19 protein-coding genes and 2 pseudogenes are annotated in these 24,458 nt (G+C 64.4%); 8 read left to right on the forward strand and 13 right to left on the reverse strand.

The genetic code is table 11. The features are described from left to right. Window positions 1–1,227: 1,227 nt before the first annotated feature. Complete coding sequence (locus MFF56_RS30755) at window positions 1,228–1,632, forward strand: Ros/MucR family transcriptional regulator (protein ID WP_066919129.1); 405 nt, start codon at window positions 1,228–1,230, stop codon at window positions 1,630–1,632. A gap of 466 nt (window positions 1,633–2,098) precedes the next feature. On the opposite strand, the gene MFF56_RS30760 is transcribed toward MFF56_RS30755, so the two are convergent. The 4 genes from MFF56_RS30760 to MFF56_RS30775 form a co-directional block, all read right to left on the reverse strand. Continuing rightward, window positions 2,099–3,346: a glycosyltransferase family 4 protein gene (locus MFF56_RS30760; protein WP_066919141.1), complete on the reverse strand. Its 1,248-nt coding sequence runs from the start codon at window positions 3,344–3,346 to the stop codon at window positions 2,099–2,101. 92 nt (window positions 3,347–3,438) lie between these two features. Further along, entirely contained in the window at window positions 3,439–4,986 is a 1,548-nt protein-coding gene (locus tag MFF56_RS30765) for an HlyD family type I secretion periplasmic adaptor subunit (RefSeq protein ID WP_066919128.1), read from the reverse strand. After that, on the reverse strand, window positions 4,983–7,205 hold the full coding sequence (locus MFF56_RS30770) for a type I secretion system permease/ATPase (protein ID WP_156453516.1): 2,223 nt from the start codon (window positions 7,203–7,205) through the stop codon (window positions 4,983–4,985). Before MFF56_RS30770 ends, MFF56_RS30765 begins: the two co-directional genes overlap by 4 nt. A 231-nt stretch (window positions 7,206–7,436) precedes the next feature. Then, window positions 7,437–8,708, reverse strand: a complete 1,272-nt coding sequence (locus MFF56_RS30775; protein ID WP_238232102.1) for a beta strand repeat-containing protein — start codon at window positions 8,706–8,708, stop codon at window positions 7,437–7,439. Window positions 8,709–9,159: 451 nt separating this feature from the next. On the opposite strand from MFF56_RS30775, the gene MFF56_RS30780 reads away from it, so the two are divergent. Continuing rightward, window positions 9,160–10,347 (forward strand): glycosyltransferase, encoded by a 1,188-nt coding sequence (locus MFF56_RS30780; RefSeq protein WP_156453515.1) that lies wholly within the window; start codon window positions 9,160–9,162, stop codon window positions 10,345–10,347. 23 nt (window positions 10,348–10,370) lie between these two features. On the opposite strand, the gene MFF56_RS30785 is transcribed toward MFF56_RS30780, so the two are convergent. Genes MFF56_RS30785 through MFF56_RS30795 form a run of 3 tightly spaced genes read right to left on the reverse strand, consistent with a single transcriptional unit; the run spans window position 10,371 to window position 13,003 of the window. Further along, window positions 10,371–11,333 (reverse strand): glycosyltransferase family 2 protein, encoded by a 963-nt coding sequence (locus MFF56_RS30785; protein ID WP_197430450.1) that lies wholly within the window; start codon window positions 11,331–11,333, stop codon window positions 10,371–10,373. Window positions 11,334–11,375: 42 nt separating this feature from the next. Continuing rightward, window positions 11,376–12,122: an FkbM family methyltransferase gene (locus tag MFF56_RS30790; protein WP_238232104.1), complete on the reverse strand. Its 747-nt coding sequence runs from the start codon at window positions 12,120–12,122 to the stop codon at window positions 11,376–11,378. Between the two features lie 26 nt (window positions 12,123–12,148). Further along, window positions 12,149–13,003, reverse strand: a complete 855-nt coding sequence (locus tag MFF56_RS30795; protein WP_066919124.1) for a hypothetical protein — start codon at window positions 13,001–13,003, stop codon at window positions 12,149–12,151. 1,440 nt (window positions 13,004–14,443) lie between these two features. Here MFF56_RS30795 and MFF56_RS30800 point away from each other — a divergent pair. Further along, the gene (locus tag MFF56_RS30800; RefSeq protein ID WP_082772867.1) at window positions 14,444–15,676 is read left to right on the forward strand and encodes a glycosyltransferase family 4 protein; all 1,233 of its coding nucleotides are present in this window, start codon (window positions 14,444–14,446) and stop codon (window positions 15,674–15,676) included. 327 nt (window positions 15,677–16,003) lie between these two features. Here the strand turns inward: MFF56_RS30800 and MFF56_RS30805 are convergent, their stop codons facing one another. Next, window positions 16,004–16,873 carry a hypothetical protein gene (locus MFF56_RS30805; protein WP_066919121.1) on the reverse strand — a complete coding sequence of 290 codons (870 nt, stop codon included), beginning with the start codon at window positions 16,871–16,873 and terminating at the stop codon, window positions 16,004–16,006. Between the two features lie 273 nt (window positions 16,874–17,146). Here MFF56_RS30805 and MFF56_RS30810 point away from each other — a divergent pair, with 273 nt between their 5' ends. Continuing rightward, entirely contained in the window at window positions 17,147–17,488 is a 342-nt protein-coding gene (locus MFF56_RS30810; protein ID WP_066919119.1) for a hypothetical protein, read from the forward strand. A 48-nt stretch (window positions 17,489–17,536) separates the two neighbouring features. Here the strand turns inward: MFF56_RS30810 and MFF56_RS32255 are convergent, their stop codons facing one another. Beyond that, window positions 17,537–17,953, reverse strand: a complete 417-nt coding sequence (locus MFF56_RS32255) for a DUF6634 family protein (protein WP_308445297.1) — start codon at window positions 17,951–17,953, stop codon at window positions 17,537–17,539. A gap of 355 nt (window positions 17,954–18,308) precedes the next feature. Between MFF56_RS32255 and MFF56_RS30815 the strand changes: the two are divergent. The 4 genes and pseudogenes from MFF56_RS30815 to MFF56_RS30830 form a co-directional block, all read left to right on the forward strand. Continuing rightward, window positions 18,309–18,905, forward strand: a pseudogene (locus MFF56_RS30815) (ATP-binding protein); the annotation flags it as partial. 138 nt (window positions 18,906–19,043) lie between these two features. Next, complete coding sequence (locus MFF56_RS30820) at window positions 19,044–19,529, forward strand: M41 family metallopeptidase (protein ID WP_280949093.1); 486 nt, start codon at window positions 19,044–19,046, stop codon at window positions 19,527–19,529. An 18-nt stretch (window positions 19,530–19,547) separates the two neighbouring features. Beyond that, window positions 19,548–19,754, forward strand: a complete 207-nt coding sequence (locus MFF56_RS30825; protein WP_066924463.1) for a hypothetical protein — start codon at window positions 19,548–19,550, stop codon at window positions 19,752–19,754. A 130-nt stretch (window positions 19,755–19,884) separates the two neighbouring features. Next, window positions 19,885–20,205, forward strand: a complete 321-nt coding sequence (locus MFF56_RS30830; RefSeq protein ID WP_066924465.1) for a hypothetical protein — start codon at window positions 19,885–19,887, stop codon at window positions 20,203–20,205. A gap of 85 nt (window positions 20,206–20,290) precedes the next feature. Here the strand turns inward: MFF56_RS30830 and MFF56_RS30835 are convergent, their stop codons facing one another. The 4 genes and pseudogenes from MFF56_RS30835 to MFF56_RS30850 form a co-directional block, all read right to left on the reverse strand. Then, window positions 20,291–20,950: a hypothetical protein gene (locus MFF56_RS30835; RefSeq protein WP_156453855.1), complete on the reverse strand. Its 660-nt coding sequence runs from the start codon at window positions 20,948–20,950 to the stop codon at window positions 20,291–20,293. Between the two features lie 53 nt (window positions 20,951–21,003). Then, window positions 21,004–21,705: a hypothetical protein gene (locus tag MFF56_RS30840; RefSeq protein WP_156453856.1), complete on the reverse strand. Its 702-nt coding sequence runs from the start codon at window positions 21,703–21,705 to the stop codon at window positions 21,004–21,006. A gap of 692 nt (window positions 21,706–22,397) precedes the next feature. Beyond that, entirely contained in the window at window positions 22,398–23,318 is a 921-nt protein-coding gene (locus tag MFF56_RS30845) for a calcium-binding protein (protein WP_082773173.1), read from the reverse strand. Between the two features lie 1,021 nt (window positions 23,319–24,339). After that, window positions 24,340–24,458, reverse strand: a pseudogene (locus MFF56_RS30850) (IS5/IS1182 family transposase); the annotation flags it as partial.

Genomic DNA, 24,458 nt, shown 5'->3' on the forward strand with positions numbered 1-24,458 from the left:
CGCCGGCCGCCTTGATGTCGCGACCGGCCGTCTTGCCTGCGTCGCCTGCCTCATGGCCGCCAACGCCCTCAACAATCCAGCCTGAGGTTTCGTCCTCAAACAGGCTCTAAGCAGCGGTCGAGCCAAGCCTGCTGCTGGCCCCGGTCAAGCCCGAGATAGCCGGCCGAACGCAGCGGCCGGGGTTGGCCCTGGCCGGTACGATCCAGGTTACGCGCGCCCGGAAGCGGCGGAAGCGTGGCTTTGGTCCAGATTGACTGCAGCGTCAGGGCGAAGCGGGTGCGGTCGGGTGCGCGATAGGCGGCCGGAACCTCGCTGATTCGGCAGCGTGCGGTGCTGGAGCGACGCCTGGCCGTCGATCTGCTCGATCTTTCGCGCAACGCGCCCGTGGCAGCGCCCTAACCGCCGAGTGGCGGCGCGAAGACCGGAGCGAACCCGGGGAGGGAACTGTGCGAGCCTGAGCGAGCGCGACGCCGCGTCGTGGATACCGCTGGCCTGTCGCGCGCACCACGGCCGACGGCGCCGACAGCTGCGGTCTGGCGGCCACGCTCGACGCACTGACGGCCCGGGGGTGGACCGTTCGAACCCTCCGTCGGGCAGGTGGAGGCGCCGCTCGCCGACAAGGACCGCGAACAGGGCTTCAATAAAACTCCGCGGTCCGGCGGCAGCCATGATCGATGGGAGGACCGAGTACGCGGCCTTACTCCAAGGGATCGCCCGTCGTAGAAACGACCCTGGCATGGCTCGCCGGGTCTCGTTGCCTCGCCTCGCCATCGAGAGCGAGCAACGCGCGACCGCCCCCATCGCCTTCACCAACTCCGCCAGTGCAGTCGTCTGTTCAGCTCGGACGGGATCTGCACGTCCGGACAGAAGCCCTGGACGCCTTCGCCACCGCGGCCAGACCCATTGGCCCGCCCCGCGACGCCTCGGCCACTGTTGCCCCTCACCGAATGGCATAGTGCCAGGATGCAGGGAGCGGGAGCGATCACACCCGCCCCTCGCATGGGACTTCGCAGCATAGGATACTATTGACCGACGGCTTCAACTGGAAGTAGAAGCGTCGTCACGGGCAGATGCAGTCAATGCCCGCTTCCGACGAGGTCGCGTTCCCCGTCGCGACGATGCTCCGGTACGCCTTTGTGCACCCTGACGCGGGATTCAGGGGCCTTGCGCGCACCGTTAGGCTCTCGCGCAGCGCTTTGGCGGAGGCAGCCCGCCAAGGAGACGCCTGTGCACACGCAGCCCGAGACCCTTCGTTTCACCGCGCAGATCGTGGCGGCCTACGTCAAGCGCAACAGCGTGCCGGCTCAACAGCTGGCCGAAGTTCTGGCGAGTGTCCACCGCTCGCTGCGCGATCTGACGGGCGTTCAGGAGCCGAACCCGCGCAAGCCGACGCCGAGCGAGATCAAAGCCTCGGTTCGGGCAGACGCGATCATCAGCTTCGAGGACGGTAAGCCGTACAAGGCGCTTCGTCGTCACCTCACCACGCGCGGCCTGACCCCGGAGACGTACCGAGCCAAGTGGGGATTGCCGGTGGATTACCCGCTGGTCTCTTCCCATTACAGCGCGACGCGCTCGGGCATCTCCCGGGCGATCAGCATCAACCGGCGCGAGCGCTCCGAGGCCGCGGAATAGGCCCCCTCTGCGGACCTTCCTTGGTTTGCAGACCTTCCTTGGTCAAAGGCCGATCCGGATTGCCGTGCGGCCGTTGCCGGCGTCCGCAATCAAGGTTCGGACTGGCAATCGACCGTAATGCGCCGAAGCCTCTCTCAGGCCGGGGAGCGAGGCAGACCTGGTGAACTTGAAGGGCGAGCCCGCTGCTGACGGTGGTGTGACCGCTCGCAGAGGGCATGGGACCACCGTGTATTAGCAGATGCCGCCCGCTCCCGGGCGGCACGCTCAGACACATCGCGTCCCTCAGGGGCTTGGCGAACTTGAAGGGGGGCGCGGGGTCGAGCGCACCCTCGCCGGCCGGAACGATGGCCTGAATTTTGGCCGCGTCACAGAGCTCACCGCGTATGAGGCGCCTCACCTGCGTCGTCAGCCTCATGGTTTGATGGAAGCGACGAACCTGCTCGAGAGCGCAGCCGCAGATCCCCCTTCAGCCACGCGTGACGCTCGGAGCGCGACCTGCCGCCACCGCCTCGATCAACTGGATATGCTGGGGCAGGCAGACGCGCTTGAGGTCGTAGGCCTTAGCCGAGCGCCGCGCTGCCGCCCGCAGGTCGCGGTGGGCGTGCGGACGGGCGAGGGCGTCCACGGTGGCGTCGGCGATTTCCTGTGGAGAGAAGAAATCGACCAGGACGCCGTTCTCGCGGTGGCGCAGGACCTCCTCGACCGGCTGTGTCCGCGAACCGATCACCGCACAGCCCGCCGCCATCGCTTCGAGCAGAGACCAGGACAGCACGAATGGGTAGGTCAGGTAGACGTGCGCGGCCGAGACCTGCAGCAGGTTGAGAAAGATCGGGTAGGGGATCTGGCCAACGAAGTGGACCCGTGACAGGTCGAGGCGATCCTTCACCTCGTCGAGAAACATCTCCCGGTAGCTGCGGCCGTCCTTCGGTGCCGAGCCGTAGCTGACTCCGTTGCCGCCGACGAGGACGACCCGCGCCCTTGGCCGCCGGCGCAGGATCTCGGGCAGAGCCCGCATGAACATGTGGTAGCCACGATAGGGCTCGAGGTTTCGGTTGACGAAGGTGACGACCTCGTCGCCAGGCTTCAGGTTGACCCCGTCCCGGTTGAGCGAGATCGTGGCACGCGGGTTCGGCTTGATCAGGTCCGTGTCGATGCCGTCGTGGATGACGCTGAGCTTGTGCCGGTAGGTGGCGGGCACCTGCGCGCCCTGCCAGTGTGTCGGCGAGATCAGCCAGTCGGAATGCTCGAACGTCAGAAAGTTGTGCGCGTTCTTCAACCGGATCTTGAAGTGTGCGTCCTCGCCGACGAGCGGGAATTCGGGGTCGAAGCCGACGTCAGCGCCGGCGGCGCTGTAGTTGAACTCGATGAAACTGAGCTGCTTGGCATCCGGCCAGACATCTTTCAGCAGCAGGGTCTCACCCCAGCCCGGATGGGCCACGATGATGTCGGGCGCGAATCCCTCGGCCTTCAACCGCAGGCAGGCCCGCGCCGCTGCCTCCGCCCGGATCACCTTCGCCTCGAAATCCTCCGCCAAGGCGTGGATGCCCGGGGTCGATGTGCGCTTCAGGCCGTAGCGGACGTAGCGTATCCCCGGCATCTGAGGCCGTTCGGCCATGCCAAGTGCCACGACCTCGTTTCCGGGCATCTGCCCGAGGGCGGGCGCGATATGCCGGTACTGGCCGGGGAAGTTCTGGTGGACGAAGAGTACGCGCATGAAGTCAGTCTGGCGGCCGCCGCGATTGAGCACGGGCGGCAGCCAGGCTGCCGCCCTCTCTGGAATGGGAGAATCGACTGGCGGAAGAGCGATTAGCGCTCGTGGCCCGCCGTCGAGGTGGTCTCGGTGATGGGCGAGAGCACGTAATCGATCACCCGGCGGTTGCCGGTGTGAATCTCGACCTGGGCCGTCATGCCGGGGCTCAGGGCGACCGACTTGCCGTTCGCTACGATGTTGTTTTTCATCACCTCGATGGTGACGGGAAACACGAGGTTCTGCGTGCGCGGCGTGCCGGTGACCGTGTTGATGTTCTGGCTGCGGGCGAGCGCGAGCGCGTCGGTCGAGCCGCTGGCGTCGCGGTCGTCGATGGCGTCCCGGGAGACGCGCACGACACGGCCTTCGACGGTGCCGTAGCGGGTGAACGGGAAGGAATCGATCTTCACGATCACGTCCTGGCCCGGCACCACGAAGCCGATGTCCTTGTTGAGCACCAGTGCCTCGATCTCGATCGGTCCATCGGACGGTACGACGACGAGAAGCGGCTGTCCGGGCGTCACCACTTGGCCGATCGTGGTTACCGAAACCTGCTGCACGGTGCCGTCTATCGGCGCTTTGAGCTGGAGCCGGTCTTGGCGGAGCTGGGCCTTAACCACGTCCTGGCGGGCACTGTCGGCCTTCTGAGCTGCTTCGGTAAGGCCTTGTGCCTGCTTGGCGATTGTCTCGCTCGTGAGCTGTTCTCCCCGCCGTTCCAGCGATTTGGCGGCGGCCTGCGCCTCGACGAGCTGGCCCTTATCGTAGGCGAGGTCCGCGGCGACCTGCTCAACCTGTTGCAGGGCATCGATCAAAGCGGCGCGGGTGCCGGCGGCCTTCGCCACTAGGGTCTCCCGCATGGTGGCACGCTCGCGCAGCACGGAGAGCAGGCGCTCGCGGGCCGCGATGCTGGCATCGTAGCGCTGCTGGGTCGCGACCTTCTCAGCGAGCTGAGCGGTCAGCGACGCCTGAGTGGCGAAGTACTGATCGAGCTCGGCCGCCATCGCACCGCTCTCGCGGGCGCGGATCGCGGGCGAGATTGTGGTCGGGAAGTTCGGGACGGCGGTGCGCTTATTCTCCTGAAGCGCGGTGATCGTGGCTTGGCGGCGGACAATTTGTGCCTGCAGCGCCTCAAGCTCCGACTCGCGGGCCCGGAGCTCGGCCCTCGCCTCCGTCGGCTCGAGATCAATCAGAGGCGTGCCGGCCTTCACGACGTCGCCGTTGTGAACATGAATCGCCTGCACCTTCGCGGTCTCGAAGGGCTGGATCACCTTCGAACGTCCGCTCGGCTGGATTCGTGCGGAGGCGACCGCGTAGATGTCGAGGCTTGCGAGCACGCTCCAGAGCAGCGCCGCACCGAACATCGCACAAATCACCCAGGTGAAAACCATCGCGTAAGGCGAGGGGGGCGTGTCGAGGATCTCCAGATGCGCCGGCAGAAACTCGTGATTCTCGCGGTTGGTCGCGAGCGCCCGCACGCGCTCGGTAAGGGCGCGGGTCGACAGCGCGCGCGGGCGCAGGGCAGGCAGGCGGCTGCCGGGAGCCGCGCTGGGGACCCCATTTGGGGAGGCAGGGGCGGGCAACGAGGGGGCGTCGGGCTTCGCGCTCATGCGGCGGCGTCCTGGTCGGAGTCGTGATGGGATTGCAGGCGCCAGAGTCGACCGTAGAGGCTCGACGGGTGGGCGAGCAGCTCACGGTGCGTGCCGTCCTCGACGATACGCCCATCCTTCATCGCGATGATACGGTCACAAGTGCGCACGGCGGCGAGACGGTGGGCGATGATGACCACCGTGCGGCCCTGGACGATGTGCTTCATGTTCTCCTGGATGATGCGCTCGCTCTCGTAATCGAGGGCCGAGGTCGCCTCGTCGAGGATGAGGATGCGCGGATTGACGGCGAGCGCGCGCGCGATGGCGAGGCGCTGGCGCTGCCCGCCCGAGAGGTTGGCGCCGCGCTCCTCGATCGGCGTGTCGTAACCGCGCGGCATCTTGTTGATGAACTCGTCGGCTCCCGCGAGTCGGGCAACCTGGATGACCTGGGCGCGCGAAAGCGCCGGGTTCCCGAGCGCGATGTTGTCGTGCACCGTCTTGTTGAAGAGCAGATTCTCCTGCAGCACGACGCCGATCTGGCGGCGCAGCCAGGTTGGGTCGACCTGCGCGATGTCGATCCCGTCGACGAGCACCTGCCCCTTCTCGGGCACATAGAGGCGCTGCAGCAGCTTCGTGAAGGTCGATTTTCCCGAGCCCGAGGGACCGACGATCCCGATGACCTGGCCGGCCGGGATCTCGATCGAAACGTCCTTCAGCACCTCGGGCGCGCCCGGCTGGTAGCGGAACACCACGTTGCGCACCGCGAGGTGACCCTTCGCGGGCGGCAGGTGCGCCTGGCCCATGGCCGTGCTCTCGACCGGGTGGTTCAGGACGTCTCCGAGCCGCTCGATCGAGACCTTGGTCTGCTGGAAGCTCTGCCAGAGCTGGGAAAGGCGCAGGATCGGCTGGGTGACCTGGCCCATAATCATGTTGAACGCGACCAGCGCGCCCACCGTCATGTCACCGCTCATCACCGCGTAGGCCCCGAAGAAGAGGACCATCGCGGTGGTGAAGGTGTTGATGTACTGAATGATGTTCTGAGCCAGAGTGCCCAGCATGCCCGTGGTGAAGGAGGTCTTCACGTAGGAGGCCAGTCGGTCCTCCCACTGATTGCGCAGCACCGGTTCAACCGCCATTGCCTTGATGGTGTGCACGCCGACGATTGACTCGATGAGAAACTGACTCGACAGCGCGTTTCGGTTGAACATCTCCAGCACCTGCTCGCGGAAGATCGGTTGCATCAGCAGCACGACCAGCATGTAGCAGGGGATGGAGAGCGACACGATGATGCCGAGCGGCACGGAGTACATGTAGAGGATGACGAGGAAGATCAGCGTGAACGGGATGTCGATCGCCGCCGTCAGGGCCTGACCAGTCAGGAAGGCGCGGATTTGCTCCAACTCACGCACGCGTGCAACGGTCTGACCGGCGGGCCGGGTCTCGAAATAGCCTAGCGGTAGCCGCAGCATGTGCTCGAAGAGCCGAGCGCCAAGCTCAACGTCGATTCGGCTCGTCGTGTGAGTGAGGATGTACTGCCGCAGGTACTGCAGCACGACGTTGAACAGGCCGATGCCCACCATCCCGAGCGTGACCATCGTCAGGGTGGCGTAACCCTTGTGGGCCAGCACCTTGTCGATGATGATCTGGAACAGCATCGGCGTGACGAGGGCGCAGAGCTGCACGAACAGCGAGGCGAGCAGCACGGTGCCGAGCGGTTTGCGATAGCGCCAGATCGAGGGCACGAACCAGGTCAGCCCGAAATGGGCGGCGATTTTCTGCACACTCAGCCGGCGCGCCACCAGGATGATGGTACCGTTCCAGAGCTTCTCGACCTCAGCGCGGTCGATGTGCTCGGCGGTGCGCGCACCGGGTTCGATCACACGCATCTTGCCGTCGTCGAAGCGGCGGCCGATCAGCCGAAAGGTGCCGTCCTGGTACTGGATGATGCAGGGATAGGGCACCTTATCCAGCCGCTCGGGCTTCTGGTTGCGCAACAGGCGGCCCTTTAGACCGATCTTGCGCGCTCCACGTGTGACATCGACCGCGCTCGCGAATTGGGTGCCGAGGCCGAGTTCGTGCGCCACCTGCGCAGGTTCGCAGGTAACCTGATGGAACGAGGCCACCAGGGCGAGGGCGGCGAGGCCCGTATCGACCTTGGGCGGTGGCGGCGGCGCGCCGGCCGAACCCTGGGCCTGAGGCGCCGCGACCTGTGCGGTCGCCTGAGTTCCTGACGCCATCATTCTCCCCTTCGGCGCGGACTCGCGCCCCTGCGGGGACGCGCGCGAAATTCATACAGGATCATGGGCCCCCGCGGCGATCACATCCTCAGGGTCCGGCATTTCTCCGGTGACAAGCGCCCATGATCGGCAAATGCGGCGGGAGCATGCCGCCTGTGCCGTGCACGGCCGCTCGCCAACGAGAAAGGCCGCCCCTCGCGGGGCGGCCTCCTTCGTCTTACTGAAGATCGCGACTTAGGCGAGCGTGCTGAAGCCCGCCGGGACTGCGGTCACGATGTCGGAGGCCGCGAAGCCGTTCACCGAGTTCACACCCGTGAGGGTGACGACGCCGTTGGTGCTGGTGGCACCGTTCAGCACCAAGTAGCCGTTGGTGGCGCCAGCGACGAACGTGTAGTCACGGTTGCCGTTGGCGGTGTTCTGGTTCTGCGCGGCCGTGAGGGCGGCAGCGGCAGTCGTCACGCTCGCGTCAGCGAACTCACGGTAGTTACCGCTGTTGGCGGCGGTGGCAGCGACGATGCTGTCCGAACCGCTAACGAAACCAGCAACCGTGTCGAGGCCAAGCGTGGTCACGGTGCCGCTGAAGTTGTAGGCATCACGACCCAGATCACCCGACAGGAAATCGTTGCCCGTGCCGCCGGTGATGTAGTCATTGCCCTGACCACCGAAGATGGTGGTCGCAGCGGAACCGGCCGCGGCAGTCAGCGTATCGCTGCCCATGTTGCCGAAGACGTACCCACCGCCCGAGGAGGACACGACGTCGTTGCCCTGGCCGCCGAAGATCGACGCGGCGGTACCAGTGGCCGTGATGCTGTCGTTGCCATCGTTACCGAAGATCAGAGCGTTGCTGCCGCCCGACGTGATGGTGTCGAAGCCGGCGCCGCCAAAGATCGAGGCGGAGCTGTTGTCCACCGTGAGGACGTCGTTACCCTCGTCGCCCGAGAAGTAGCCGCCGACGATAGCGCTCGTGCCACCGGTGATCACGTCATCGCCCTGACCGCCGAACACGGTCGAACCGGCCGCCGTGGCAGCGATGGTGTCGAGGCCGATGTTGCCGAACAGCACGCTGCCGACGGTATCCGTCGAACCGGTGATCACGTCGTTGCCCTGACCGCCGAAGATGGTCACGTTGACGTTACCGCTACCGGCCGAAAGGATATCAGCACCAGCGTTGCCGAAGATCAGGTCCGAGCCAGTGGCAGTGAAGGTGTCCGCCCCGCCGCCGAGCAGCACGAAGTCTGCACCGGCCGTACCGGCGATGGTCTCACCGGCATCCGTACCGATGATGATCCGCGAGCCGCCGCCGAAGGAGTTGTTGGTAGCGTTGAACTGGCTGAGCGAAAAATTGCCCAGCGTCGCGGTGTTCGTGCCGTCCGAAACGACCACATTGCCGCCAGACTGAGCCACAGACAGCCGAGCAGCGGTGGAGGTACCAACAATGGTGTCGCTAGCAGGGCTGAAATTGGGAACGTTCGGGCTATTGTTGAGCGAGTACTGAGTGTTCGCCATTGCCTTCAAGGCCTCCGAGAAATTCACACGAGGACGCGTATCTAGCCATCGGCGACTAGCCCCGCCGTTCAGATCGGAGGCAGTCTGTCCGTTTAGACGCCGATGGGGACCACACGTCCCTAGGGCGACGCTTCTAAGCGGTGCGACGGGGGGTGGCAATACGAAATAGCGTATGGAAAATGGGCTTCGGTTGTTCGTTCGGTGCCTGTGACCGAGCGGGCACACCCTCTATTGTCGCGTCACCGGGTGAGACTGAGTCTGGTATGTTGAGGCTTATGTGATGTCAAATTTATGGTCGGATCTTGCAGGCATTACGTTTCTACGACAAACCCTACCTCTCCAAAGGACCATCACTTATCGTTCGAGGGCAGTCAATGTTTGAGCGCGGATCGCTTATAGCGCGCCTGCTGTCGCAGTAAGGTTTCGATGTGCCTCTGATGAGGAATGATCCATGATCAGCAGAATTATCATCGTTGATGCAGCTGTGCGGGACGCTTATGGTCATTTTGCGATTTATACGGAAGGATTGTACTTGGCCGCATTGGAGCGAGGGTTCGCCGTTCGATGCGCCGTCAGTAGAGCTTGCGATAATGTTGCGGATCGGTTTGGCGGTGAGAAGATTCTCAATTTTCCTGCTTGGGGGAATGCTTCTCTAGCAAGATTCACTTACGCCGGTAATTGGGTGAATTGCGGAGTTGTGGCTTCGGAGGGATATGCAAGGCTCCAAGATTTCGACTTAACCCCTAACGATCTTCTACTCGTGCATAGCATCCAACCGCATGAACTGTTCGGCCTGGGCGTTTGGTACAAATCCGTCCCTCAGAATTTGAGGCCCAGGATGTCAATTGGGCTGCACACAGATGCAGAAATGTATGCCGGCGATGAAGATCGAGATCTGGTTAATATATTATATGCAAAAAGTCTCAGCATTTTCAAGGAGTTTGTTGAGAGCGGATCTGTCGAGCTGAATTCCACCAACGACCGTTTGTCGGAATATATGACCGGGCTTGCGGGGTGCCGCGTTAGAACCGCCCCGCTAATTGTCCCTACGGACGATTTTCCCCATAGGACAATCAAAACAAGCTGTACGACTAAAAGGTTTCTTTACTCAGGCAGTTCCTCTGAAAAAGGAATCAACACGATATACGAACTGTGCTTGTTACTCCGAAGCAACCCGCTTCATAACACTCAATTAATCGTACACATATCGCAAAAAAATGTCGCACAGCAATTTGAGCAAGCTATTGGAAAAGTCTCTGGAGTCGAAATTATATCGGGCAGTCTGTCTAGAAAAGATTACGCGAACCTGTTTGTGTCAGCTGACGCGATTCTGCTGCCATATGCTTTGGCCGCATATGCTCGACGCGCTTCTGGAATGTTATCAGAAGCGTTGAGTTTAGGTATACCCGCGATTGTAACGCCTGATACTCCCATGTCGGACGAGTTGATTAATAATGGTTTGCCGGGGCGCATATTGACATCTGTAACCCCGCATGCTGTGCGAGTAGCTATGAATGAATTATCCTTAGATTTTGATATTAGATCTCGGATTGCAAATAATAACAAGTACTATTTCGCAGAAAAACTGACAGCAAATCGATATCTTTCCGAAGTTATTTCATCTTTTAAGAGTAAGTAAGTGCGCTTTTCGTCGATTATGAATCATGTTTTAGCTAGCTGATTGAATTCTGACACTATCCGATAGGTCCAGGCAGAAAAATCAGTGTCTGATACTGGTGGTGTGTCCGGCGAAATGAATGAGAGGGCATACTCTTCAAGTAGACTCCATGTTCTTGAGTAACGACTTTTTGGCTTTGCTTCCTCCCAATGACGACGGAATGTGCCAGCGAGGGCCTTTTGATCATTGATCCCTAAGCGGAAGCCGGAGAGATAAGAAGCAAGTATCGGAGCTTTGAACGGTGAGGATTCGTCTAGAATGTGAGCGATCACTTTAGTCCTGATTCCGAAATCAAATTTCGATCGACGTGAAAGCCCCGTTACGGTCAGCTGCGTATCAGATTGCCGATATCGCATTCCTATAAACGGTAGATTGCATCCCTGCTTTCCAGAGATGAACAACCGTGCCCAAAGGTCATAATCTTCAGAAGCAGAAGCTGGATCGTAATAAAATTCTGCTCCTGCTCTCTGTCGATCTATCATCATCGAACTGTGCCCAAAGCAGCAGCGCGAGGCAAGCGTTACAAAACACTCATCTGGTTCGATGGGTTGTTCGACCAAGCTATTGTTCGATCCAAAGTGTTCATAGTTCGTTCCACAGAAGGCAATGTCGGGGTGGGCCTCCAGGAACTCTGCTTGCTGTGATAGCCTATCATTTATACATAAATCATCGGCGTCAAGCCGCGCAATATATTTGCCTCGTGCTAATAATATGCCGCAATTGAGAGCTGTTGATATGCCTCTGTTATGTGCGGAGCGAGCATAAATTGTCTTCAAACCGCCGACAGCTTTCGAAGCATATTCCTCCTGCGGACGGGTCGATCCATCATCAACAACAATAAGCTCTAGCTCGGATGTTGAGAACTGTGTGATTGACCTAATTGACTCCTCTATCCATTCTTCAGCATTATAAGCCGGCATGACAATTGATATTAATGGAAGAGCCATTCCTTGTATGCTCCATTTCGAAGTAGAGAGAAGGTGCATTTTTCAGTTCATGATCGAAAAAATGTTCTCTCCAATGTGTACAAAGTCTCGATCCAATTGTGATATTGTCCGAATGAAATTTCGGGATGTCGATTTTCTAGGCAGAAGCCAGTCATGTAGCTCAATGATTACCAGAGGGGTACGTTCCATCCAATTGGTATTCTTAGAGAAAACCTCGTCCTCTCCCCCCTCTATGTCGATTTTGACGATGAAAGGCTCGAAATTGATTCCTTTTCCTTTCAAAATATCGGGAATCGAAATGCCTTTGATTTTGCTTACTGCTGATGAGCCGCCTAGCTTGGATCCTTTTTCAAGCGAGATCGTTCGGTATCCCCACTGCTTTTCGCCAGGGTCGATTAGGAGTAATTCGGTGGACTCCGAGGACAATGCTCGATTAAGACACTCAATATTGTCTGCCTGAGAAGAGTTGACTTGCAGTAAATTGAAGTTACTCTCCTCAGGCTCTATTGCAACTACGAAGCTCTCAGGAAAGTTGGTGGAAAAGAATAGAGAGCTCGCTCCGATATTCGCTCCCGCATCTATTATCAATGGCGTGCGCCCCTTCTGGAGGGTATTCTCATAATATCGCCTTATATCACTGTGCCTTTGCAATCTACGTAAATCATAGTCCCTACTACCCCAAATCTGATTTATTACATCCCGATCGCTTGACTCAGATCGGTAATTTATCGCGATATCTGTTCCGTTCTCGAACTTTATTAGAACTTGCTCTAGATTTTTTTGCGACATCTGAAAATCAATCCTAAAGGTAGGAATTATGCATTGCGACCCAGCGCCGAGTACCGCTTGTCCAGGTGCTCGACCTCCAGAAAATCCATATCCCGCCCGTAGCCTTTGTAGACCGCGAACGATTTCAGCAGCGTCAGGGCCGCGGTGCTCTCGAGCGGGCTGACGAAGCTGACATCCTCGTCGCCCCAGTACGGCTGACCCATGGCGTAGCGCAACTGCTCCTGGGTGAAGACGTGGAAGCCCGAATGCGGGTTGCGGGTGCGCTCGAACGCGACCGGTCGACCCAGCACCCGGGCCTGCAGGAAGCGCTCGTCCGGCAGCTTCTGCCACCAGGGGTCGGTGAGACGGGACACGAGGTCGCCGTCGATGAAGGTCTTGGGTGCCGGCCCCTGCATGTTCCACTCGTAGCGGTTGGGCAGGAGCACGCGGCGGTAGCCGAAGGTCTCGGCGAACCAGAGCTGCTTGTCGAGGAAGGCGGGGTCGCGCGGCAGCAGGTCGTCCTCGCTGTAGACGAACAGGTCGAAGCGGCGGGCGTGCTCGGCGAAGATCCGGTGGGCCTGGAAGCCCATCATCCGGGCGTCCTCCAGCGTCACCTCGACGTGGTTGATGCTGCAACCACGGCAGAACTCAGCGTCGAGCAGGTGATTCCCGCCGGTCGTGATCGCGAACAGCGCGAGCTCGGTGACCTTCGCCTCGATCCGCTCGTAGCGCCGCTTCTCGATGTTGAGCACCGACTGATGCGTGGCGTAGGCGAAACGCCACGCCGAGAACACGCTTCGGATCGCCTGCTTCCGCAGCTCTGGGAAGCGGCCGTCGCTGTAGGCGTGCGAGGAATCCGCTGTCGCTTGATAAAAATGGGGGATCGCGACGAGGACGCGCATGCGGGCTTCCCGGTTCCGTTGAGGCCAGCCCAGACTGGGCGCGGCATATCCTTGAGCCCATAGCATTCTGCCCGGCGCACCGTCGATCGTGGATGGAATCGGCGGATTCCCGGCGGCCTCGTCCTGTCTACGTGTCCGGTCGCTGGGGCGGAGAGGAGCGCCGCCCGAAGAGTAAAAGGCGAAGAACAGCTCGACGGGCCACTTGCGCCAGGGCTCACCTGCACGATCCGGAAGCAAGCCATATCGCCGGCGATCGGCCTGTCCGCGTTCGAGACGGCACATGCGCCGGTCGGGGAAGCGGGCTGATTGATTCGGCTTTCGCAGTCAGCTCCTCTCTGGCTACCTGTGCATGCGCGAGCGCCGACGGCCGTGCGGAGGGGATATGGCACCTTGAGGTGCGCAGCAACTTCTCTAAGGGGTCAGGCCGTTAGGATAAGCAGGATTGGTTAAGCCAAGCGCCCTATGGTCGAGCCCAAACGGGGCACCACGGTCTTGCGCTACCCTCAACGCGTCGCACTCTCCGGCAGTCTGTCCATCCTGGTCGTCGGCGCGCTGAGCGCTGTCGCCCTCGAAAGGGGCCGGAAGCGGCAAGATCGCGTCGCGTTCAGCGGATCAGCGGCTTCTCTCCGCGAGGTCGAGACCACGACCTCGATCGTCCCTAGGGACGGGACAGGGGCCTCGTCGCACAAGCGCGGGCGTTTGGATCGCCAGAGGCGGAAGACCTTGTCGCGTCAGCTCGGTTCCGCCGGGCGCCGAAGGGCTGCTGATGTATCTCAAGGCGCATTCCCATAATGACTGAGGATGCCCTTCACCGCCTCCGTCTCTCGATCCTGCAGCGTGCGCTGTGACCTGGTTCCCCGATCCGATGCTCTGCCGGCCGATGACGACAGGGTTGCTGGCGTCGAGGGAGCGCCTGACGCCGCCGAGCCTTACCGGCGGCCGGAGAAGGCCGACGCAAGCGCGACCGTGATCAGATGCAGGTTGCCCATCGAACTCGGACCGCCGCCGCCATGAGTACAGCTCACGACACACGGCTTCGGCTGCTACACGCGGCAGGGCGTTGCAGCGAGGATGACCCATGTGGGTTCCGGGATGCCCTTTGGCCGCAATGTACGCCCTGAGGAGAGTTCGACGGCATGATGGAGTGAGGCTCGGCCGCCGACGCCGGCATCCTCGTTCGGCCGGCGCCGACAAGGAGCCGGACCCGAGCGGCCTACGGGATCGCGAGGCCTGGAGAAGCGCTGTCTGGGAAGAGGAGCGGGAGGCTCTGCAGGTGGCAAGGTAGGATCGGGCGTTTCATGAGTCGGCTTCGACCGCGACGTGGCTCTCCGAGGACGGAGCGATGGACCCCTTCGGCGAGGAGCGCTCCGTTTCTCCGTCTGACTGGCGAGTGGCTGAGCCTCGAGCGGGGCATGGGATCGTGAGGAGGCGTGTCCGACGATGAGCTCTCAAACCGCGGAAGACGCTGCCGAATTGCGAGTGCTCGTGGTCGACGACCGGGTACCGCACCCGATGCTTGGGGCGGGCAGCCCCCGATGCCGTTCCATCGTGGAAGCCCTCTCAAAAGCCGGCGCTGCGGTGACGTTCTTCCCGACCCTCGTCGCGAACGCTCCCCGGGCCGGCCTGCCGTTCGCCGACGGGGTGACGGTGCATGAGGGCCTCGTCGGCGAGAACCTCATCGAGCGACTGCGAGCCTGCATCGCGACAACCCGACCGGACGTCCTCTTCGTCAGCCGTCCGCACAACATGCAGACAATCCGGGCCGCGCTCCCGACCGAGCCCGGCACCGCGGGTCCTCGGATCGTCTACGACGCCGAGGCGATCTTCTGCCAGCGCAAGATTCGGAAGGGACAGTTCTACCCGCAGGTGATGAACGGGCTCGATCCCGACACGCTGCTCGCGGAGGAGGTCGCGCTCACCAGAGCGGCCGATCTGGTCCTCAGCGTATCCGAGAGCGAGGCGGATCTGTTCCGGCACCACGGGGTCGAGGCGGCCGTGCTCGGCCACTGCCTCAGGCCCCGCCAGCGCGTCCCGTCCGTGAAGGGCCGCGCCGATTTCCTGTTCGTGGGCGAGCGGGCCGATTGGACGTCGCCCAACACGGACTCCGTCCTTTGGTTCATCGATGAGGTCTTCCCGCGGGTCCGAGCGGCTCTGCCAGATGCTCGCCTGCATCTTGCGGGGCATCTCGCGAGCGAGGCAGTGCGGCGGAGGCTCTCCGACGTGGTCGAGTCGCACGGCGAAGTCCCGGATCTGCGCCCGCTCTACGATCGGGCTCGCGTCTTCGTCGCGCCGACACAGTTCGCCGCCGGCGTCCCCTACAAGGTGATCGATGCGACCGCGAACGGACTGCCATGCGTGCTCACAGATCTGCTGCTCAGCCAGATGGGTTGGACGCATGAGCGCGAGGCACTGAGTGCCTCGGAGCCGGACGCGTTCGCTCGACGCTGTATCCGGATGTATAGGGACGACCGCCTGTGGCTCGGTCTTCGAGCCGCTGCCGTCGCCGACATCGAGCGCACATGCTCCGAGGAGGTGTTCAACCTCGCGATCAGCAACGCCCTCCGCGAGGTGCGGTCACCGATATCCCACCGCGGCTCCGATCTCTCTGGCGATCGAGTCGAACAACGTGACGGAGCGGGCGCGACGGAGAGGCCGCTATCGTCAGGGCACTGAGACACTGCGCTGCCGTATCGGCCCGTCCGTTCCTCCAGGATCGCCTTCTCGAAGGCGCCGCTCGCCGGACTGCGCTGATGGCGCCACGGCAGGCGTGAACAGGATCCTGCACCTTTGCGGTTGCCAAGTCCGCGGCGAACGATGGCAGATGCACGCTGCGCCGCCCCTGTACCCACATTCAATGCCTAGACGGCTGATCAGTTGAAACTGAACTCAGACCTGTCGCTGGCTCGGCCCCTTTTGATCGGGAAGGCTCTCGTGCTTCACGCAGAGTCATCGCACTCGAACCGTTGCCCGTGCTGCCGTGCCGGTACGGGACGGGTGCTTTCAAGGACGACCAAGGATCTGGGCAGCGTCGCTTCGGAGGTCGTCCGGGAGGTTCACGTCGGGGTTGTGGCGGATCCGTCCGCGCGGCCCGGCCGTGTCCCGGATGTACAGCGGCTTGCCGGGCCGGGTCCGGTACTCGATGATCTGGTCGAGGCGGTCGCCCTCGGCCAGGATGCCGCGCTCCCCCAGCAGCCGCGCGAGCGCGCCGCGCTCCATCGAGCGACCGGCCTCCTCCAGCAGCAGGTAGAGCGCCGCGCCGATGCGGTCTGTGCGCCTGACCTGCTCGCGCCGGCTCAGCGGCGAGCGGGCGGAGCGGGCGGCCACCGGTCGGGCGACGCAGGCCCGCGCGTCCCGCGGTGCCGGGTCTGCCGGAACGCCGTCAGCTCCGACAGCGTCCACGATCCCATCTTTCGCCACACCCTCCGGGACATCCTCCGGAGCATCGGCGCGGCAGGCGGGCGCGCGCTCCGGGCCCGGGGGCTGCGAGCGCGGCTCCGAACTCAGCAGCTCCGAGCTCGGATGCTGCGCGGCCGGATCGGTCCCCTGCGCCTCCACGACCTCCACGACCTGCGACGCGAGGCGGCCAAGATCGGCGCGCAGGGCATCGATCTCGGCCTGCATCGCGTCGACCCGCAAAAGCACGGAGGCCTCGAGACCGTCTCGCGCGCTGGCAGGGGGGGGCACCGGTGCGAGTTCGGTCGCTGGCCCGGTGGCCTCGCCCGCGAGATAAGCCTCGCAGGCTTCGAGGATCAGCGCGTTGATGCTCTGCCCCCGCCCGGCAGCGGCCGCTCTCAGGCGCTCGTGCAGCGCGAGCGTCAGATAGACGAGCTTCGTGCTGTCCTGCCGCTCCGGCGTCCGTCGCCCGCGCATGTCATCCCCTCCGACCTCGGCAGCAAAGCAATATCATATTGCGAGACGATATCAAACGATGCGCTGCCCCGCTGCCTCGGCGCCCGCTGCGGGGGGACGCGGCCAGGAACCGGCGCGAACCGGGCGCGGGTTTCCGATGGCCTCTGGCGCCGCTCCGGCCTTGTGCGTCACCGCCCGGCGGCCGGTCTGAGGCTCGGCGGTTTGGGCTTCAGCTCTCCTAGCCAGCACTACATTGTGATACACATGGTTCGCCCCCTCGTACCCGGTGCAGCTTTGGCCCAGCGACCCCGCCGATCCGAGCTGCTCTCGTTCCGCCTGACCAAGGACGAGGATGTCCGCCTGCGCCAGATGGCGGCGGCCGGGATCGGCCCGACCGAGGTTGCCCGCTATGCGGTCCTGTCACTTCTGGCCGGGCGCCGGATCTCGGCCTACCGGCGTGGGCGGGACGCGATGACCCGGACGCTGGCCGAGCTGCACGTGGCGACCATCGGGCTCTCGGAAGCGGTCCAGGCCCGGCCGGATCTCGACGCGGCCGGGCTTCGCCCGGCCATCGACGCGCTCGTCGCGGCGGCCCTGCGGGTCGGCGAGCGGGCTGATCGCGAGGGCGGGCCGTGATCGGCCAGATCGTCGCCCACGGCCGGACCGCGCAGGACCGGCGCAACCTCAACATCCACCTCTGGAAGACCGCCGGACAGGTCCCGACTTGGCACGTTCGCGTCCATCGTCACGGGGACGACCGACCCGCTCTGCCGCGTTCCTGGCGCCCCGCCGCCCGATGGACCGGCGGAGCCCTCGGTGCGGCGGCCGGGACCAAGCGGTGGGGAGCCCGCGCTCGAGCCGGATGAGATCGCTTAAGTCCCGTTCGGGCCCGAGCCGGTACCACCGGCTGCTGGTCCTCGCCCAGCCCAGCACCGGGTCGAGCGCCAGCAGGCGCGATGTGGCGATTGTGCGCCGTCCGGGCAGGCACGGATGGCCTTCGACACGCCCGACGAGCACGGGCTCACGGGCTGGTACGGTCCCGCGCTGCCAGCCGGAGAGCACTCGGCTCCGTCGTCTGCGCGCCGGGCGCGCCGGGCTCATCGTCCTGATCGTGCCGGATACGCGGTGGATCGAGCCGGTTGAGGCCGTCCTGTTCCGCGATGCCGTCAACAGCCGGGTCTTCGCCGTGAAGACGGAGCGCGTTCGCGACCGCGACGGCAGGGCCGGCGATATCGCCGCCGCCCTGCGTCACGGGCGACAGGTCGTCGGCGTCGCGACCGCCCCCGAACACTTGCCCGCCGTCCTCGTCGGGGGCGCCAACCTGCAGATCGCGCTCGACCCGCCCGACAGCGCCCTCATGGAGCGGGCCATCCGGATCTTCACGCGTCGGCGGATCCGGCCGGATCTAGCTGCTGCCGATCTCGTGGGCCTGACCCTCGATGATCTCTCTGCCGCCATGAGGCCGCGCACCTCCCCCGCCGCGATTGTGGCGCGCCTGCGGCGCACGTCGGCGCGGCGTGGAGGCACGGGCCTCAACGCGGCGGTGCCCCGGCTCGAGACGCTCGCCGGCTACGGCGCCGTCGGTACCTGGGGCCTCGCCCTCGCGGCCGATCTGCGCCGGGTGCGGGGGGGCGAGCTCGACCCGGGTGTGCTGGGCGGCGCGCTGCTGGCGGGCCCGCCCGGTGTCGGAAAGACGACGTTCGTCAGCTCCTTGGCAAGGTCCGCAGGCGTACCGCTGATCGACACAAGCATTGCCGACTGGCTGAACGATGGCCCCTAATACCTAGACTCGGTCGTGAAGGAGTCGAATAGTTTCTTCAATAATCTGTTGGCGCGCGCACCCTGCATCGGTTTCATCGATGAGTTGGACGCGCTCCCGTCCCGGATGGAGGTCATGCAGCGGGCCGATTGGTGGCAGCCGATCATCACGAACGTGCTGCTGCGCATCGATGCGGTACGCGCGGCCGGCACGGGGGTCGTACTGCTCGCCGCCAGCAACTTCCCGGATCAAGTCGATCCCGCCCTCCGACAGCTCGGCCGCCTCGATCAGACCCTGACGATCGGGCTTCCGGGCGAGACCGATCTCGCGGCGATCCTGAGGAGTCACCTCGGCGCGGATCTCCCCGACTCCGACCTGTCGACGGCGGCGCGGATCGGCCTCGAGGCGACTGGCGCCGACGCGGCCGGGTGGGTGCGCGCGGCACGGCAGCGGGCGCGCAGCGAGGATCGGTCCTTACGTCTGGACGATCTCCTCGACTCGATCCGACCACGGGATGATCGTTCGCCCGAGTTCCTGCGCCTGATCGCCCTGCACGAGGCGGTTCACGCGGTCGTGGCGCGCCGGCTCGGTCAACGCGTCGCGCGCGTCTCTATGCTTGCGACGGGCGACATGGCCGGATCGACCGAAATCATCTGCGGTCCGTCGGCGCCGACGGCGCAGCAGATCGACGATCACGTCATCGTGCTGCTCGCCGGGCGCGCCGCCGATCTCGTGCTCGGGGCAGGACCGCATGCCGGGGCCGTGCAGGATCTCCGCAGCGCCACCCGGCTCGTCGCTGCGAAGCGAGTTTCCCTCGGCCTCGTCGGGCCGCTCTGCAGCAGGGTCGATCCGGATGAGGCCGACCGACTGCTCTCGTACGACCTCGCCCTCGCGGACGCGGTCGAGTGCGACCTGTAGGAACTGCTGCGCCGCGCCGTGGCGCTGGAGCGGGCCGACCGCGCCGCGATCTGCGCTCTGGCAGACGCCCTGCTCGACCGACGCGTGCTGACGGCCCACGAGATCGACCGCATCCTCTCGGCTTGGCCGGCGCCGCGCGCGCGCCGGACCCGTGCACGGACCCGCCAGGAGATCGATGGGCCCGCGCGAGGCGACGTCGCTGCGCGCGCCGGCGGCGGACCCTGAGCCTCCTCCCGCGATGCTCCGGCCTCGCGCGGAAGCCACGCCGCGCGGCGCCGCTGGGCCGCTCCGCTCGGCACGGCCGATCCTCGGATTTGTGAAACGGAACGCTTTTTGCCGGACGGAGACCGACATCATGACCTACTCGTCCACCGTTGAACTTTACCTGTCGGTCGAGGCGGCGATCCAGTTCGAGGAGACGCTGGCCGTCTTCGACCGGATCACCGCGGGCACGGCTCCGGATGCGCGCGCCCTGGAAACGGCCCCGCTGCTGCCCAGTGCCCGCCCGATTGCCAACTCCGCGATCAGCATGGCGGGATCGAGCGGGATCTCGGGTACGGAATCCTTAAGATCGCCCCCGGCGGGGAAGGGGCCGTCGTTGCCGCCGTGGACAGACTTGTCGTGCGCCCCGCCGCCGTCCTGTCCGTTACTTTCCTGCCTGGTTCCGCTCATCTGATGCGCCTCTACGCTTCTCGGGTTCGCGCTGTGTCGTGTGGGTACCCTGCCGCCGGCGTGCGCGACGCCCGCGGGATCGGCTGCCGTCAGAGTCCGGCGAGGGGACCCAGGCTCAGGCGGCTCGCCGCCCCGAACGGCCGGTCGAGATCGAGCCGGGCCGCGCCCTGCGCGAGGAGCGCGAGCAGGGCCTCGAACCCATCGCGCTCACCTTCGAGCCAGCCGAGCGCCTCGCCGACCGTCGCGCTGCCGCCCCGCTCGCCCAGGCCTCGGCGCAGGATTTCCCGGCTCCTGCGCGACGGCACCCGTCCGGCATGGGCCGCGATCAGCCGGGCGGTGCCGAGGCGCGGTTCACGGTCGACGACAGCCTCACCGACGAGGCGCAGCAGCGTTCCGCTGCGCCAGAGGCGCCGCTGCAGCCGCCGCAGCTCGACGATCACGCGCTCGCGCTCCGGCAGGCGAGCGGGCACCGCGATCAGGTGAATGACGCGACCGTCGGCGAGCCGCAGGCGACGCAGGACCAGCCCGCCGCTCGGGTCGAGGGCGGCGACGCGCGCGCGCAGCGTGGGATCGTGGGGCTTGACGGTCACCGGCAGGGCCTGGAGCACCCAGTCGAGGCGCTGAGCCAGCCCGGGTCGCCCCGCTGCCAGGCCGCCTTCGGTGCCGTGTCGTTCATGACGGGCCGATTCGAAGGGGCGGCCGATGCTCGGGGAGGGATGATCGACGATTGCCTGAGTAAAGCGGGTCACGGCGTGCCTCCAGCTGATGCGGTGGGGGTGGTGTCAGGCAGGATCAGGAAGGGTCAGCGAACGCGCTGCCAGACGCGGTCGTGGGCGTTGTCGCCGCGCAGCAAGCGCGCCGCGTTCATGAGCGACGAGACCGCGATCGGGGCACGGAGCTTCAGGAGGTGCGGACGCCTTCGCAACGGTCGCAGCAGGCCCTCGGTGACTAGCCGCCGCCGCTTGGCGGTCAGGCAGGTCTGGTTCCACCGCACCTCCGAGCGACGGGCGAGCGCGCCGGCCTCGATGACGACCCAGTCCCCCTCGACGACGGCGCGCGCCACGAGCTCCCTGTCGCTGAGGTCGTAGACCCGCGCGTTGCCCGAAGTGCCGCAACCCGCCGGTACGTCGGTGCGGTAGCCGGTGCGCACCGCCCGCACCGTGCCCGCAACGGATCGGTCTCGCGCAGCAGCGGTCTCGGGCGATCCTGAAGCCTGAACCTTCGGGTGACCGTTCGCGCCGCGCTGCTCCCGGCACGCCCGTCGCCGCGTCCGTCGGTTCATCCTGCGTTGCGGGTGCAGCAGGGGAAGGCCCGCCGCGGAGAACAGGTCCCGCAGGTCGGACAGCCAACGTCTTAGGTCGGTGAGTTGCGAGCTGCGCAGGGGCGGGATCTGATAGCGGTTTCGGACTTGGTATCGGCGCAGGCCCGCGATGCGTTGGCTCAGGAGACCCTCGACTGCTTCGGAGAGGTCGCGGCCGAGCACGCCGGCGTCGCGGCAGAGCACCACGACGACCGTGTGGATGCCCGGGAAGGGGGGCTCGACCTCGTGCCGGAGCAGGCGCCGGCCGGCATCGTCGGCGCGACCGACAAAGACGGGCGGGCCGGCGGGCTCGTGCGGAGGGGATCGCGACGCGTTTCGGGCACTGGGTCGGTTGGCGGTCGGTCGTCGGTGCCGCGGAGCGTCCCCACCATCATTCGGAAGCTAAGGCTGCGGTAGCCCGCGGCTCCCGATGACGGGCCAGGCGGCCCCCCTGATTCTCGCCGAGCCCAACTCGCGGGTCCGCCCAAAGCTCGTAATGCTGTCCAGTCTCGCCCGGCTCCAGCCGGTCCGGCCGGACCCAAGCGGGCGTTTGAAGCGAATTTGATCCCTGCGTGCACGGAGGCCTGGCGCCTGCCGGTCGCGCAGTCGTGACCGCTATCTCGGCGAGCCGCCCTCCGCTGGAAAGCCGGTCGGCGCATCGCCGAGGCGAGGAGGCTCTGCCACAAAAACTTGGCGCGGAGGCCTGGGGCAGTATCGCGCTGGCGAGGTGTGCCCGATTGGACGCTTTGCGGGGTGGCTGGGGGCTGACAGAGCAAGGATTCGCTCAAGCGCACACCCTTCCATGAACCGCGCTCGGCGTGAGCCGGGTTGACCGGGACCACGGACCGGCAACACGCCGAGCGCTTCAGTGAAATTCAAGCCAGTAGGACTGCTGATTACGACGTGATGTCGATCGCTGCGATCCGACCATCGGCGAAATCGAAGAACTCGACCGAGACAGCCCGCGTAGTGCCGTTTGTCCCAGCAAAGACGAGGCTGCCGTCGCTGTTGCGCGTCACCGCATAATCGGAGCGCCGACCGGCGAGCACCGCAACGTCCGTACCAAGGTCGCCCGAGATGAAGTTGTCCCCGAGATCGCCGTTGATGATATCGTCGCCACGTCCTGCGAAGATACTATCGTTCCCCTGGCCACCGAAGATTTTATCATTGCCGGAATTGCCGAAGATCAGGTCCTCTCCGGCGTTCCCGTAAAGAACATCGTTGCCATCTCCGCCAGAAAGGCTATCGTTGCCCTCGCCGCCGAGCTGAGTGTCGTTCCCAGCATCCCCGAAGAGCCGATCTTCGCCGAGGTTGCCATAGAGAACGTCGTCGCCATCTCCACCGGAGAGGCTATCGTTGCCCTGTCCTCCGAATTGGGTGTCATTCCCGGCATCTCCGGAGAGCCGATCCTCTCCGAGGTTGCCGAAGAGGACGTCGTTTTCGCGTCCACCGAAGAGGCTATCGTTGCCTTGCCCGCCGAACAGCGTGTCGTTCCCGGCATTCCCGAAGAGCGGATCCTCTCCGAGGTTACCGGACAGAACATCGTTGCCATCTCCGCCGAAGAGGCTGTCGTTGCCCTGTCCGCCGAGCTGGGTGTCGTTCCCAGCATCACCGTAGAGTAGATCCTCCCCGAAATCGCCGTAGAGAACGTCATCGCCCTCGCCCCCGAACAACGTGTCGTTGTCCATGCCGCCGAACGCCTGATCTCTGCCCGCGTCACCGCGGATCAGATCGGAGCCACGGTAGCCGAACAATACGTCGTCGCCTGTGCTGCCCAGCAGGGTATCAGCCGCTTGTGTCCCCTGAACCGTTGTCATCTTGCGTTGCTCACTTCCCCATCATGGCGGACCCTGGGCCAGCCATAAATTGTTCTCTTTCTGCTCCTGACGTTCTTGCGTGCTCCCGAGCACGTTGACGAACGCAGGACGCGGCGATCCGCTTCATACGGCTAGGGATGGATTTCAGTTCCAAGAAAATCGTCACGGCGCAACGGATTGCTGAGCGACGCGCGCTACCGCCCGCGTCTGGTCGACGCCAATCGCCTGATGGGTCGCTCCACCCGTCCAGAACGGCGTCCGCTTCGATCCAGCCTGTGCGTCCGAATCCGTTGCTGCGATAGCGTTGTAACATTCGGCGACGGTGCAGCCTGCGAGAGCGTCCTTTACGGGGCTCCTGAGATGGCTGTCCGCAGTGTGCGGCTGGCGCGCAGCATGACCATCACGTCCGCGTTGGCCAACTCGACCGAGTTTGGGCCGGCCGTGCAAGCCAGCAGGTAGACCCGCCACGATATGCCCGCCGATGTCTCCGACTCTGCGGGCCGACATCTCGTCGAGCAAGACCGTGCCGACACGCGTGAGAGCCTGGCCCAGGTGCTCCTCGACAGAGCCGAGGAAGCGGGCCGCGGTGATCGATCCTCGGAGAGCGCAGCCGTTGTCGGGCCACTCGCGCGCGCGCAGGCGGTGACCGGGATGATTTTTTTCTCGGTGGCCGCCTGCAATCGCCGTCCGCACGACTTTCGGTCGCAGCGCCGCGGTGTGGCCAGCGATCTCCTTCGCGTTCGATGGCCTGGGTGCTGTGTCAGTTCACAGACTGTGCACACCGCCCCCAACCGTGTTCCGCCATGCGGTCGCACAGTTCGTGCAGGAGCAGCGGATGCGGCGCGTGGTAGATCCGCCGGATCGGGTCAGCCTGTGCCCTCGATGACGTATGAGCGCTGATCGCCGCCCATCCACTCCACCGGCGTCCGGCGCTACGGCACGAACGCTTCGTCTTAGGCTGCCACCTTGGCAGGTCTGATCTCAAAGCGCCTTATCTGACGCGAGGCTCTAGGTCGTAGACTCATAAAGCTCGCAGCCGGACCCGCAGGGCTGCGAGCTTGACGCTGGCCAGGAAGTTGTCGGGGTCCTTGTCGTAGCGGGTGGCGACGGCTCGGAAGTGCTTGATCTTGCTGAAGAAGC

It is taken from the genome of Methylobacterium hispanicum (assembly GCF_022179285.1).
GTDB lineage: Bacteria > Pseudomonadota > Alphaproteobacteria > Rhizobiales > Beijerinckiaceae > Methylobacterium > Methylobacterium hispanicum.